The 13,183-nt window shown below is 67.9% G+C and carries 14 protein-coding genes; 10 read left to right on the top strand and 4 right to left on the bottom strand.

What is annotated here, in order from left to right; translation table 11 throughout:
* Positions 1-52: 52 nt before the first annotated feature.
* The 7 genes from AC1MBE_RS03880 (at position 53) to AC1MBE_RS03850 (ending at position 6,876) form a co-directional block, all read left to right on the top strand.
* Positions 53-1,414, top strand: coding sequence for a hemolysin family protein (locus AC1MBE_RS03880; RefSeq protein WP_479780999.1), 1,362 nt, complete (start codon positions 53-55; stop codon positions 1,412-1,414).
* Complete coding sequence (locus AC1MBE_RS03875; protein ID WP_479780998.1) at positions 1,411-2,472, top strand: hemolysin family protein; 1,062 nt, start codon at positions 1,411-1,413, stop codon at positions 2,470-2,472. The genes AC1MBE_RS03880 and AC1MBE_RS03875 overlap by 4 nt, the downstream gene beginning before the upstream one ends.
* Positions 2,473-2,578: 106 nt before the next feature.
* A complete protein-coding gene (locus AC1MBE_RS03870) occupies positions 2,579-3,556 on the top strand; it encodes a metal ABC transporter solute-binding protein, Zn/Mn family (RefSeq protein ID WP_479780997.1) in 978 nt (325 codons plus the stop codon).
* 73 nt (positions 3,557-3,629) lie between these two features.
* Positions 3,630-4,433, top strand: coding sequence for a metal ABC transporter ATP-binding protein (locus AC1MBE_RS03865; protein ID WP_479780996.1), 804 nt, complete (start codon positions 3,630-3,632; stop codon positions 4,431-4,433).
* Positions 4,434-5,327, top strand: a complete 894-nt coding sequence (locus AC1MBE_RS03860; RefSeq protein ID WP_479780995.1) for a metal ABC transporter permease — start codon at positions 4,434-4,436, stop codon at positions 5,325-5,327. It abuts the gene before it with no gap.
* A 225-nt stretch (positions 5,328-5,552) separates the two neighbouring features.
* Complete coding sequence (locus tag AC1MBE_RS03855) at positions 5,553-6,341, top strand: hypothetical protein (protein WP_479780994.1); 789 nt, start codon at positions 5,553-5,555, stop codon at positions 6,339-6,341.
* Positions 6,342-6,354: 13 nt separating this feature from the next.
* Positions 6,355-6,876, top strand: coding sequence for an N-acetyltransferase family protein (locus AC1MBE_RS03850; RefSeq protein WP_479780993.1), 522 nt, complete (start codon positions 6,355-6,357; stop codon positions 6,874-6,876).
* Here AC1MBE_RS03850 and AC1MBE_RS03845 read toward each other — a convergent pair whose 3' ends face one another.
* Complete coding sequence (locus AC1MBE_RS03845; protein ID WP_479780992.1) at positions 6,877-7,752, bottom strand: hypothetical protein; 876 nt, start codon at positions 7,750-7,752, stop codon at positions 6,877-6,879.
* Positions 7,753-7,841: 89 nt separating this feature from the next.
* Here AC1MBE_RS03845 and AC1MBE_RS03840 point away from each other — a divergent pair, with 89 nt between their 5' ends.
* Positions 7,842-8,327 carry an NUDIX domain-containing protein gene (locus AC1MBE_RS03840; protein ID WP_479780991.1) on the top strand — a complete coding sequence of 162 codons (486 nt, stop codon included), beginning with the start codon at positions 7,842-7,844 and terminating at the stop codon, positions 8,325-8,327.
* Here the strand turns inward: AC1MBE_RS03840 and AC1MBE_RS03835 are convergent.
* A complete protein-coding gene (locus AC1MBE_RS03835; RefSeq protein WP_479782458.1) occupies positions 8,324-8,800 on the bottom strand; it encodes a Fur family transcriptional regulator in 477 nt (158 codons plus the stop codon). The genes AC1MBE_RS03840 and AC1MBE_RS03835 overlap by 4 nt on opposite strands.
* 107 nt (positions 8,801-8,907) lie before the next feature.
* Between AC1MBE_RS03835 and AC1MBE_RS03830 the strand changes: the two genes are divergently transcribed.
* Entirely contained in the window at positions 8,908-9,564 is a 657-nt protein-coding gene (locus AC1MBE_RS03830; RefSeq protein ID WP_479780990.1) for an MBL fold metallo-hydrolase, read from the top strand.
* Positions 9,565-9,577: 13 nt separating this feature from the next.
* Here the strand turns inward: AC1MBE_RS03830 and AC1MBE_RS03825 are convergent, their stop codons facing one another.
* Positions 9,578-10,672, bottom strand: coding sequence for a PLP-dependent cysteine synthase family protein (locus tag AC1MBE_RS03825; protein WP_479780989.1), 1,095 nt, complete (start codon positions 10,670-10,672; stop codon positions 9,578-9,580).
* A gap of 48 nt (positions 10,673-10,720) precedes the next feature.
* On the opposite strand from AC1MBE_RS03825, the gene AC1MBE_RS03820 reads away from it, so the two are divergent.
* Positions 10,721-11,599 (top strand): sulfurtransferase, encoded by an 879-nt coding sequence (locus AC1MBE_RS03820; RefSeq protein ID WP_479780988.1) that lies wholly within the window; start codon positions 10,721-10,723, stop codon positions 11,597-11,599.
* Here AC1MBE_RS03820 and AC1MBE_RS03815 read toward each other — a convergent pair.
* Positions 11,596-13,035, bottom strand: coding sequence for an HNH endonuclease (locus tag AC1MBE_RS03815; protein ID WP_479782456.1), 1,440 nt, complete (start codon positions 13,033-13,035; stop codon positions 11,596-11,598). The two genes, AC1MBE_RS03820 and AC1MBE_RS03815, sit on opposite strands and share 4 nt — an antisense overlap.
* Positions 13,036-13,183 lie beyond the last annotated feature (148 nt).

Below are 13,183 nucleotides of genomic sequence, written 5' to 3'. Positions count from 1 at the left end.
GCCGGGACGTTTGCCCCGGCCATCACTCCGGCCCTCCGAAGCGGGCCGCTAAATGGAGTGGCTACTTCTCGGAGCAGGACTGCTCCTCATTCTCGGCACCGGGTTCTTCGTCGCCGTCGAATTCTCTTTGGTTGCGCTCGACCAGGCCACCGTACAGCGGGCCGTGGACAACGGCGACACCGCCGCCGCCCCGCTGCTCAAGTGCCTGAAATCCCTTTCCACCCAGCTCTCCAGCTGCCAGCTCGGCATCACCCTGACCACGCTGCTCACCGGCTACGTGATGGAACCCTCGGTGGGCAAACTGCTCGAAGGCCCGCTGGCCGCCCTCGGCCTGCCCGAGGCCGCCGCGACGTCGGTCTCGCTGGTGCTCGCGATGGCGCTGGCGACCCTGCTGTCCATGCTGATCGGCGAACTGGTCCCCAAGAACATGGCGATCGCGCTGTCGTTCCCGGTGGGCAAGGCCCTGGCCCGGCCGCAGCTGGTCTTCACCGCGATCTTCAAGCCGGCCATCATTGTGCTCAACGGCTTCTCCAACAAGGTCCTGAACGTCTTTGGCCTCGAAGCCAAAGAGGAGATTTCGGGCGCCCGCACCCCGGCCGAGCTTGCCTCGCTGGTGCGACGCTCGGCCGCGATGGGCACCCTGGACGAACGGACCGCCAACTTCATCTCCCGCACGCTGAAGTTCAGCGGACGGACGGCGGCGGACGTGATGACGCCCCGGATTCGGGTGGAGACCATTGACGGCCACCAGCCGGTCTCGGACATCGTGGAGGCCGCCAAACGCACCGGGTATTCACGTTTCCCGGTGATCGGTGAGTCATCGGACGACATCCGCGGCGTGGTGCACGTCAAGAAAGCCATCGCCGTCCCGGTGGACCGCCGCGCCAACCTGGAAGCCGGCGCGATCATGACCGAGGTGCTCCGCGTGCCCGAGACGATCCACCTGGACGGCCTGCTGGCCGAACTGCGCGAAGGCAACCTGCAGCTCGCCGTTGTCCTGGACGAATACGGCGGAACGGCCGGGATCGCCACCCTGGAGGACCTGGTGGAGGAAATCGTCGGGGAAGTGGCCGACGAACACGACAAGGTCCGGCCAGGGCTGCTGCAAAGCGCCTCCGGGGACTGGTACTTCCCGGGCCTGCTGCGCCCCGACGAACTCTCCGAGCAGATCCCCGGCCTGACAGTGCCGGACGAAGCGGCTTACGAGACCGTCGGCGGCTACGTGATGAGCCAGCTCGGCCGCATCGCGGCCGTGGGCGACACTGTCGACGTCGGCGGCGGAAAGCTCAGCGTGACGCGGATGGACGGGCGCCGGATCGACCGCATCTGCTTCAAGCCGTCCCCGCCGGAGCACGAACCGCACACCGGATCCAACGGGCGCGTTGACGCTGCCGGAAAGGCCGGTGCCGCATGAGCGACTGGCTGGGAATACTTTGGCTCGCTGTGCTGCTGGTGGGCAACGCGTTCTTCGTGGCGGCCGAATTTGCCGTGATGTCCGCTCGCCGCAGCCAGATCGAGCCCCTCGCCGAGGCCGGGTCCAAGCGGGCCCAGACCACGCTGCGCGCCATGGAGAACGTCTCGCTGATGCTGGCGTGCGCCCAGCTGGGCATCACGGTCTGCTCGCTGCTGATCCTGCAGGTGGCCGAGCCGGCCATCCATCACCTGTTGGCGGTCCCGCTGGAGGCGCTGGGCGTCCCGCTGGAGATGGCCGACGTCGTGGCGTTCGCCATCGCGCTGCTGGCCGTCACCTTCCTGCACGTCACCTTCGGCGAGATGGTGCCGAAGAACATCTCGGTCTCGGTCGCGGACAAGGCCGCGCTGCTGCTGGCCCCGCCGCTGATGTTCATCGCCCGTGCGGTCAAGCCGGCCATCGTGGCGCTCAACTGGTCCGCGAACCACATCCTGAAACTGATGCGGATCGAGCCGAAGGACGAGGTCACCTCCTCCTTCACGCTCGAGGAGGTCCAGTCGATCGTGCAGGAATCCACCCGGCACGGCCTGGTGGACGACGACGCGGGGCTGATCACCGGCGCGCTGGAGTTCTCCGAACACACGGCCTCCCAGGTCATGGTTCCGCTGGAGAAGCTCGTGATGCTCAAGGCCGCCACGACTCCGGAGGAGTTCGAGAAGGCCGTGAGCCGGACCGGGTTCTCCCGCTTCCCGATGCTCGACAACGACGGCATGCTCTCGGGCTATCTCCATATCAAGGACGTGCTGTCCATCCCGGAGGCCGGCTACCAGCACCCGATTGCGGAAAGCCGCATCCGGTCGCTGGCCAACCTGGCCATGGATGACGAGATCGAGAAGGCGATGTCCGTCATGCAGCGCACCGGCTCCCACCTGGCCCGGGTCATCGGCCCGGACGGACATACCCAGGGCGTGCTGTTCCTCGAGGACGTGATTGAGCAGCTGGTCGGGGAGATCCGGGACGCCACGCAGGCCACCGGCTACCGCAGGCTCGGTCAGGACTAGGGGAGGGAAGGCAACACGGGGCTAACCCTAAATAGGAATGATTCCTATTTAGGGTTAGACTCGGTGTATTGCTAATGCTTCTCAATAACAGATCCGAGGTCTTCCCGTGCGCCGTTCCGCTGCCGCAGTTCTCCTCGCCGGTCTCAGCAGCCTCCTGCTGACGGCCTGCGGTCCCACCTCCGGCGGCGACCGGCCCGGTGCCGGCGACGGTGTGGTCGACGTCGTCGCCTCCACCAGCGTCTACGGCGACATCGCCCGCACCGTCGGCGGTGACAAGGTCAAGGTCACCTCGATCATCAACCGGACCAGCCAGGATCCGCACTCTTACGAGGCCACCACGCAGGACAAGCTCGCGGTCTCCAAGGCCGAGCTGGTGGTCGAGAACGGCGGCGGCTACGACGACTTCCTGCACAAACTGGCCGAGGACACCGGGCTGGCCGAGAAGAACCTGCTCAACGCGGTGGAGGTCTCGGGCCTGGACTCCGGCGCGGCCGGTTCGGCCCCACCCTCGGTCTCAGCCTCGACGGACGACGACGGCCACAGCCACGCGGCGGGGGGATTCAACGAACACGTCTGGTACAGCCCGGCCGCGATGAGCCGGCTGGCGGACTCGCTGGCGGAGAAGCTGGGCGCCCTGGAGCCCTCCTCGGCCGGGGACTTCCGGAACAACGCTGCGGCTTTGAAGAAGGAGCTGGGCGGACTGGAAACGAAGCTGACCGCGCTCAAGGCGTCGGCCGCCCACGGCGGCGTCGCCGTCACCGAACCGGTGCCGCTGTACCTGCTGGAAGCAGCAGGCCTGGAGAACCGGACGCCGGCCGAATACAGTGCCGCAATCGAAGCGGGTTCGGATGTGCCGCCCGCCGTGCTGCGGTCCGCGATCGGCGTCGTGAAGTCCGGCAAGATCCGGCTGCTGGCCTACAACCCGCAAACCGAGGGACCCCAGACCCGCGCGCTCAAGGACGCCGCCGTCGCCGCGGGCGTTCCCGTGGTGGACTTCAGCGAAACTCTGCCGGAAGGCGAGGGCTACCTGCAATGGATGTCCGGCAACGTGGACAACCTGGCTAAGGCCCTCGCCCGGCGCTAGCGCCTAAGATGATCGCAACGGCGTGGCCACCGGGCCTAAGCAGAAATCGAGGAAAACCCAGTTGACACCCGTAGTGAGCCTGCGCGGAGCCTCCCTGACGTTCGGGAACCGGACGTTGTGGGAGAACCTGGACCTGGACATCCACCCCGGTGAATTCTTCGCCGTGCTGGGACCCAACGGCAGCGGCAAGACCACCCTCCTCAAGGTCCTGCTTGGTTTGCAGGACCTGACGGCCGGAACCGCCGTCCTGGACGGCCAGCCCATCTCCCGCGGCAGCCGGAGGATCGGCTACGTTCCGCAGCAGGAATCCTTCGATCCCGACACGCCGCTGCGCGCCAGGGACCTGGTGGGCCTCGGCGTCGACGGGCACCGCTGGGGGATCCGCCTCGGCGGGGCGAAGGTGAACCGCCGGATCGACGCGCTGCTCGCCGAAGTGGGCGCGCAGGACTACGCCAAGGTCCCGGTCGGGAAACTCTCCGGCGGGGAACAGCAGCGGCTGCGGGTGGCGCAGGCCCTCGCCACCGAGCCCAAGGTGCTGCTGTGCGACGAACCGCTCCTGTCACTGGACCTGCACCACCAGCAGGCGGTCAGCGCGCTGATCAACAAGCAGTGCCGCGAGCAGGACAGCGCAGTGATCTTCGTGACCCACGAGATCAACCCGATCATGGATTACGTGGACCGCGTCCTCTACCTGGCCGGCGGCCGTTTCCGGGTGGGAACGCCCGAGGAAGTCATGACCACGGAGGTCCTGTCGGATCTGTACGGCAGCCACGTCGAAGTGATCCGCGCCAATGGCCGGCTGATCGTCGTGGGGCTGCCCGACGCGACGACACACCACCATGAAGACGCCCACTCGATCGCCGGAGAGGTGGGCTAGATGGATCTGGACAGCCTGCTCCGTTCAATCTTCAACTTCGAGAACTACGGCGACCTGCTGGTGCTGGTACAGAACTCGATCTGGGCCGGCGCGGTGCTGGGTCTGCTGGGCGGCCTGGTGGGCACCTTCGTGATGAAGCGTGACCTCGCGTTCGCCGTACACGGCATCTCCGAACTCTCCTTCGCCGGCGCCGCCTTTGCCCTGCTGGTCGGGGCCGATGTGGTGCTCGGGTCGCTCGCCGGGTCGGTGGTGGCGGCGTTGCTGCTGGGCCTGATGGGGGTCCGGGCGCGGGACAAGAACTCGACCATCGGCGTGCTGATGCCCTTCGGCCTGGGTCTGGGCATTCTGTTCCTCTCGCTCTACGAGGGCCGGGCCGCGAACAAGTTCGGCCTGCTCACCGGCCAGATCGTGTCCGTCGGCACCGTGCAGCTGCAGGTGTTGGCCGGCGCCGCCGTCGTCGTGATGCTGGCGCTGATCGCCATCTGGCGGCCGCTGACCTTCGCGAGCGTGGACCCCAGGGTGGCCGCGGCGCGCGGCGTTCCGGTGCGCGGGCTGGCGCTCGGCTTTATGCTGCTGCTGGGCGTGAGCGTGGCGCTGTCCATCCAGATCGTCGGCGCCCTGTTGGTGCTGGCGCTGCTGATCACTCCGGCCGCCGCCGCGCTGCGCGTGACCTCGTCGCCGCGGCTTGTGGTGCTCCTCAGCGTGGTCTTCGCGGTGACGGCAACGGTGGGCGGAATCCTGCTGGCGCTCGGCGGCCGGCTGCCGATCAGTCCCTATGTGACCACGTTGTCCTTCCTGATCTACGTGGTGTGCCGGGTGATTGGCGGCATCCGGGACCGGCGGGGCTATAACGGCCGGACCGTCGCGCCGGCGCCGGCGCTGGCACAGGGATAGGTCTAGGGGCCCGTTACTTTCCCCGCCGTGCCGTTCGCCCGGATGGTCGCTTCGGGCAGCGGCCGGAAGTACAGTGCAGGCATGGGGGATACACAGAGGAAAATGCTGCGGCCGTTCCTGCGCGTAGCGGTGCTAATGCTGCTGCTCTCAACGGCGGTTTCCGGGTGCGTTGCGGAGCCGAGGCAGCCGGACCTATCCGGCCGGGAGGACTTCGCACGGAGCGTCATGACAGCGGCAGTGTCCGGCTCCGTGGAGCGCGTGGAAGCTCTGGTCGACCCGGTCTTTAGCAACACCCGGCCCGAAGCCCAGCAGCTGGTCGACTCCACCCGGGGCTGGACTCCGGGCTCCTGGCAGCTCGGGATCAGCAACGATTTCCCGGAAGTAGCCAACGTCACCGCCTCGCGGAACGGACACGCCTCCGCCGTCCGCTTCGCGATCTCGTGGAGCGACGACCGCTGGGTCCTGGTGATGGGGGAATCAAAGGGCGGGCCGAGCAGCGGCGCAAGCGCCGGAGCGAAGCCTTTCGGCCCCGGCTCGGACCCCAAGATTCTGCCCGGCGCAGCGAGCCCCTCGATGGGCGCGTCAAGCCAGCCGACGCAGCCGGCTGGGCTGCCCGCGGCGTGCCCCGCCCGCACAGCCGGAACTGGCGCCGGTACTGGCGCCAACGCGCTGACCTGCCGGACGTTCACCTCGACGTCGGGCTACGCTCGCGGCCAAAACATGCACTGGCTGACATCGTCGCCGCTGCACGTGAGCTTTGACCAGATGAGCGGTGTGACCATGGTGGTCCGGATGCCGTGCGGCGTGTTGAACGTCCCTGTTTCAGTGGACGATTTCGGCTTGGTTCCCGACCCGGCCCGTATGGCGGAGTCGGCCGACGGCTGCGCCGGCCCGGACGCGGAACACCGGGGCTGGACGAGCGCCTTCTTCAAGGCACCCCTGGTCTACCAGCTGGAATCCACGGAGCTCGTGCTTACCAACGAGCACGGCCAGATCCGGTTCACGCAGGACTGAGGCAGCCGAGAAAATGACACACCACGTTGCTGTCCGGGACGCGCTGCCAAGCGACGCTCCTGCCTTCGCCAACTCCCAGATCGAGGCGTGGCGGGCCGCCTATGCAGGGATTCTCGACCCCGAGTACCTCGCCGGGCTGGACGTGGAGAGGCTGACCCAGGGCTGGACGCGAATCCTTGGCACGCCGGTGCCGAACGTCCGGCAACTGGCCATCACCGTCGACGGCATTGCCGTCGGCTGGGCCGGTTTCGGCGCCCCGCGGGACGACGTCGACGGGCAGACCGGCGAACTGCAGGGGCTGAACTTGTCGCCCGCCTTCTGGTCCCGGGGCCTCGGTTCCCAGTTGTTCCTGGCAGCCGTGGTGGGACTTCGTTCAATGCAATATTCGAGGGCCTACCTGTGGGTGGCGGACGGCAACTTGCGCGCCGTCGACTTTTACGAACGGCACGGCTGGGAACTGGATGGCGGAACGAAACACGACACCCGATTCTCTCCGCCGCTGCTGGAACTCAGGATGTCCGCGCCGCTGGGCTGACTAGCATTTTCGGCGTGCGCGGTAGTGGTGGAGAACCCTGAGGAATTCCTCGGCTGACAGTCCTTCAAGGGTGAGTCCAAAGACGCCACCGCGTCCAACGAAGAGCTTCTGGACGAGTGTTTCATCCGACGGCGACTCAGTGAGGATCCAGCGGGCGAAATGGGGCGTCAGATGTTGAAGGTGCTTGCAGCGCCAATGCATCTCGTCCCCGGCGCTGTAGCCGGTGCCTATCACCAGGCCATGCTGCCGACTTCGCTGGACCGAGCGGAGAGCCTCTCCGATGAGGAGGACATCCTCGACCGCGCGCAGTGAATACTCCTCCGAGGCCAAATCCGTCAGGCCAGCGGGCTCGGCCAGCCCGAGCGCCCGGTAGGCGTCGAGGATAATTTCGTAGTTCTCGGGCCGGAATGCGAGGAAGTCCCGGATAAAGCGCTCGCCCGAAAACTTGGATGGGAAATCGCGCACAAAACCCACGGTGTTTCCATATTGCTTCCAGCGGCTCGGGTGCGGCGTGCCGTCGTGCAGGCTGATTTCCATCGCCGCGGCAAAGGCTCCGTCGGACCGCAGGTCCTGGTCGAAGGCAATCAGGGTTTCCGTCGAGAACGTGCCGAATAATTCGAGGCCTTGCGCAAGTTGGGCCCTTTCATGGGTGCGGTCCCGGTCCCGTAGCCACGCTGAAAATAGTGCGGCCTCACGGCGGTGTTCCTTCGTCGATCCGCGGGCCAACAGTGTTTCCTCGGAAACAGCGGCCGACCGCGCGGCCGACCGCTCGGCCGCCAGCCGGTCCTCGGCCTCCGTTTTCAGCCGGTACTCCGCCCACACCCGCTCAGTCAACTCCGCCAGGATCCGGGCCCGCTCGCCATATAGCTCCGTCATGGACCTGATCCTAAGGCGCCGCCCGGGATCGACCTAGATCTTTTGTCCGCCTCCCGTACCAGGCAGGACACTGTATGGTTCGGTAAACAATGGTTGCGAGAACTCATATGGTCCCGGTCAGCTACGTACTCTTCCGCCGCGGCGAGCGGGTGCTGCTTCAGTTGCGCGAAGGCACTGGATTCATGGATGGGTACTGGGCTACCGCGGCGGCGGGACATGTAGAAGCCGGCGAATCAGTTGTAGAGGCTGCGGTCCGGGAAGCCGAAGAAGAACTGGGCGTGCTTTTGACCAGTGAAGACCTGGCCCCGCTGACCACCTTGCATCGAAGGCACGAGGGCGGGCACGCCGTTGCTAGCCGGATTGATTTCTTTTTTGAATGTTCAACGTGGCAGGGCGAGCCCCGGATAATGGAACCCACCAAAGCTTCCCGGCTCGGTTGGTTCCACCTTGACGACCTGCCCTCGGCAGTTGTTCCACACGAACGCTACGTCCTGGACCGAGTGAGGGCGGGGCTTCCGCGGATTGTGGAGTTCGGGTCCGCTGCGGACACCCAGCCCGATCGACAGCGGACCTAGCGGCCTGCCCGCAGGGCCGTGCACTCCGGGCACAGCCCGAAGATCTCCACCGTGTGCTCCACCGCGGTGAAGCCGTGCTCGCTCGCGATCCGTGCCGCCCAGGCCTCGACGGCGGGAGCTTCGACCTCGACGGCTTTGCCGCAGTTGCGGCACAGCAGATGGTGGTGGTGCCCGGTGACCGCGCAGCGACGGTAGACGACTTCGCCCTCGGCATTCCGCAGCACATCCACCAGGCCGTCGTCGGCGAGGGACTGCAAAATGCGGTAGGAGGTGGCGAGCGAAACCGAAGTTCCCCGCTCCTGCAGGATGCGGTGCAGCTCCTGGGTGCTGACGAAGTCGGCCAAATCGTCCAGGGCGGCGCTGACGGCCAGCCGCTGCTTCGTGACGCGCTGCTCCTTGCCCGGTTCCTTGCCGGCCGGCGCCCCTGCCTGGGCCGGGGCCTGGCTGCCGCCGGTGGTGGCGCCCTGGGACATGGGGAAACTCGCTTCGCTGGAGGTCATACTACGGGAAAGGGGCAGGGTCCCAGATTACCAGCCGGGCATCGTGGACACCGCTTCGCGGGGCACCATAGGCTGGCCGGATGAAGCTGACGAAATTCACCCACGCCTGCGTCCGTCTGGAAAAGGAAGGCCGTGTGCTGGTGCTGGACCCCGGAACGTTCTCCGAGACGGACCAGGCCCTCGCCGGTGCGGCCGCCGTGCTGATCACGCACGAGCACCCGGACCATATCGACGTCGACGCCGTCACCGAGGCCCTGCTGGCGAACGCAGAACTGCAGCTCTTTGCCCCCGACGGCGTCGCGGCCCAGCTGCGCGGCAAGGCGCCCGCGGCGGAGGACCGGATCCACACGGTGGCCGCGGGCAGTACCTTCGAGGCGGCCGGCTTCGCCATCCGAAGCTACGGCGGCCAGCATGCCCTCATCCATCCGCAGATTCCCGTGGTGGCCAACGTCGGCTTCCTGATTGATTCCAACGTCTACCACCCGGGGGATTCCTTCGCGATCCCGGACGGCATCGAGGTGCAGACCCTGCTGGTGCCCATCCACGCCCCGTGGAACAAAGTGGCCGAAGTGGTGGACTTCGTCATCGGCGTCCGCGCGCCGCGGGCTTTCCCGATCCACGACGCCCTGCTGAACGACACGGGACGCGGCCTGGTGGAAGGGCACGTGACCCGTATCGGCGCCCGGTACGGCACCGAATACCGGCACCTTTCCAGCGGCGAATCGGTGGAGGTCTAGGTTCCGCTGCCGGTCAGGCGGGCCAGGTTCCGCTGGCGAAGAAGTCGCGGATGGTGGCCTCGTGGGGTTCCGGATCAAGGCCCTGGGACTGCAGCCAGGCAGGGTCGTAGTAATTGCCGGAGTAGCGGTCCCCGCCGTCGCACATCAATGAGACCACGCTGCCGCGGCGTCCCTCGGCGATCATCTCGGCGATGAGCTGCCACACGCCCCAGAGGTTCGTACCGGTGGACGGGCCGGCATGCAGCCCGGCGTGCTCGCGCAGATGGCGCATCGCCGCCACCGAGGCAGCATCCGGCACCTGGATCATGTGGTCGATCACGGCCGGGACAAAGCTCGGCTCCAGCCTGGGCCGGCCGATTCCCTCGATCCGGGACGGCAGGCCTGTCAAACCCGCCGCAGCGCCGCCGTCCCGGCTCGCCAGCCAGCCGGGGAAGAACGCGGAATTCTCCGGATCGACGACGGCGAGCCGGGTGGCGTGCCGGTGGTAGCGCAGGTAGCGGCCGATCGTGGCGCTCGTCCCGCCGGTGCCGGAGCCCACGACGATCCAGCGGGGGACCGGGTGCTCTTCGAGCGCAAGTTGGCCGAAGATCGACTCGGCAATGTTGTTGTTGCCCCGCCAGTCGGTGGCCCGCTCGGCATAGGTGAACTGGTCCATGTAATGGCCGCCGCTGCTGCGGGCCAGATCCTCGGCCGCCGCGTACACCTCCGAGGCATGGTCCACCAGGTGGCACGAGCCGCCGAACTGTTCAATCAGCGCGATCTTCTCGCGGCTGGTGGTCCGGGTCATCACCGCGATGAACGGCAGGCCCAGCAGCTGCGCGAAGTAGGCCTCGGAGACGGCAGTGCTGCCACTCGAGGCTTCCACAATGGTGGTGCCTTCGCGGATCCAGCCGTTGACCAGCCCGAAGAGGAACAGCGAACGGGCCAGCCGGTGCTTGAGGCTTCCGGTGCGGTGGGTGGATTCGTCCTTGAGGTACAACTGGACGCCCCAGTGCTCGGGCAGGGGCACCGAGTAGAGGTGGGTGTCGGCTGATCTGTTGTTCTCGGCATTGATCCGGCGGATGGCTTCGTCGGCCCAATCCCGGTCCTGCTGGCGCACATTTGTCACCGCCCCAGCCTACCCGCGGCGGCGTGCGCCCACGGTTAGAGTGGGCGGATGGACACCCTCATGGCTGCCGCCGAACTCAAAGACCGCTTGGACTCCGGCGCGCGGACCGTGCTGCTGGACGTCCGCTGGGCGCTGGGCGACCCGCACGGCCGGGAACACTACCTCGCGGCGCACCTCCCCGGTGCGGTCTTCGTCGACCTCGCCACCGAACTCGCCGGACCGGCCGATCCCAGCCGCGGACGCCATCCCTTGCCGCCGCTGGAGCAGTTCCAGGAGTCAGCGCGGAGCTGGGGTGTCCGGGAGGGTGACGTGGTGGTGGCGTACGACGACACCGGCAACCTTGCCGCTGCCCGGGTGTGGTGGATGCTGCGCAACGCCGGCTTCCCCGCGGTCTGCCTGCTCGACGGCGGCCTCGCAGCCTGGCGCGCCGAAGGATTCGACGTCGAAAGCGGCGAACCGGTCGTAGCGGCCGGAGACGTGGTGCTGGCCGACGGGGCCATGCCGGTGATCGGCGCGGGTGAGGCAGCGGCCTGGTCCGGCCGGGGCCTGCTCCTGGATGCCCGCGCCGGCGAGAGGTACCGGGGCGAGATCGAACCCGTGGACCCCCGCGCGGGGCACATTCCCGGCGCGGTGAGCGCGCCCACCACCGAGAACCTGGCTGCGGACGGCCGCTTCCTCCCGGCGGCCGAGCTCCGCGAACGCTTCACCGGCTTGGGCGTGCAGGTGGACTTGCCGACGGCTGTGTACTGCGGTTCCGGTGTGACCGCGGCCCATGAGATTGCGGCATTGGAGATCGCGGGCTTTCCCGCGGCCCTGTACCCGGGGTCATTCTCGGAATGGTCCAACAACCCGTCCAACTACGTCGTCATCGGCGCCGCCCCGGACGGCGATACACCCCTGGCCGACCCGGACGCGAATCCGCGCTAAGCCGCAGGCTGCACCGGGCGGGCGCCCACCGTCACTTTCGACCGGTGTCCCAGTCTTGCCAGATGCCTGAGCCTTCTACTCTGGAGCGGCGGCTTTGGAGGGTCCGCGGTATCTCTGTCCTCTCCGGAGCGTGGTTGTGGCCGCGGAGTGACGGGCGTCCCCGGCAGCGGCGGTGCGGTCGAGTGGTAGGTGTGGCCGGTCGGCGTCGTGAGTTCCAGCGTATGTCTGGGCCCGGGGCGGGGCTGGGCGCTCCAGCCGGGAGTCTCTTTGGTGTGGTTGCAGGCTTCGCAGAGTCCGGCGCCGTTGCCGAGACCGGTGGTGCCGCCGTCGTGCCAGGGGACGATGTGGTCCAGGTGGCGGATGGGGGCGTCGCAGTAGGGTGTCCGGCAGGTGTCGTCGCGGGCCTGGATGAACCTTCGCAGGCCGGCGGGGAAGAGTCGGGCGCGGGAGTCCATGGCGATGAGTTCGCCGGTGCCGGGGGCGGTGTAGAGCCGGCGGAGCCAGGTCGTGAAGGCGCGTTCGTCGGCCGGGCCGCCCGGGCCGCCCGGGCCGCCTGCTGCACCTGCTGCACCTGCGGCGCCGGTGTCCGGGGCTGCGGTACCGAAGTCGTTGAGTAAGTTTCTGGCCCACCCTGCGGGGACGGTGCCGTAGCCGGGGAGGCGGGCGGGTTCGCTGTCGGCCTGGAAGAGGGTGCGGTCGGTCATGACGAGCTGGATTTCGATCCCCGCTATCCCGCCGGGGGTTCCGGTGGTGCGTTCGACCAGTGTGTCGGCCATTAGTTGGCCCCGGGAGCGGGTGTCCCCGGCGGCGCGGGCGGCGTCGGCGTGCCGGGTGAGGGCGGCGTGAACGGCAACGCCCTGGCTGACCGGCAATAAGGCGGTCAGGTAGCACATGGTGTCCGGGGCCGGGCGGAGGGTGACGTGGCGTTCGGTTTCGGCGTGGGCGGCGCGCTGGGTGATGGAGCGCGGGTCGCGCCGGTAGGCGGCGGCGCGGGCCGCGGCGATGATGGCGCGGTCCCCGGCGCCGTCGAAGGTTCCGGCGTCGGGGGCGAGTTCTTCGTCCACGGCGGCCCGGTCGGCCGCGGAGAGGCCGGCGGTTTCGCGGACCAGTAGGGTGGCGCGCCATTCGTTGACCTGGCCGGTTTCCAGGGCGGTGAGGGTGTGCGGCATTTCGGTGACGAGGGCTTTGGCGAGGCCCAGGAGCCGTCCGCCCTTGGCGGGGGATTCGCGCCGTGCGAGGGCGATCTGCGCAGCGACGCCGGTGCCGAGCTGGTCCGCCGGAACCCCGGCAAGGGATTGTTCGCGGCGCTGGGACAGGTCGAAGGCGACGGCGTCCCGGGCCTGCCGGGCGGCCAGGGCAGACTTCAGGTCCTCCAGCTCGCGTGTTTCGTCGATGAGGGCCGCGGCGCTGGCCGGCGCCGGGATCCCGGCCAGCATCCGCGCAAGGTCCGCGACCGTTACGCTGTCCGTCAGAGCCACGTCGGGCCCTTGCTTGCCGTCCATGGAACCACGGTATTGCGCAGCTGTGACAATTAAAGCGGCCGCAGCAAAGCGCTGCGAAGGGCCACCGAGCCGGGAGAGTCAT

The sequence above is a fragment of the Arthrobacter sp. BG5 genome, from assembly GCF_056680155.1.
The sequence above is the reverse complement of the archived record's forward strand: the minus strand, read 5'-3'. Positions and strand labels throughout refer to the sequence as shown.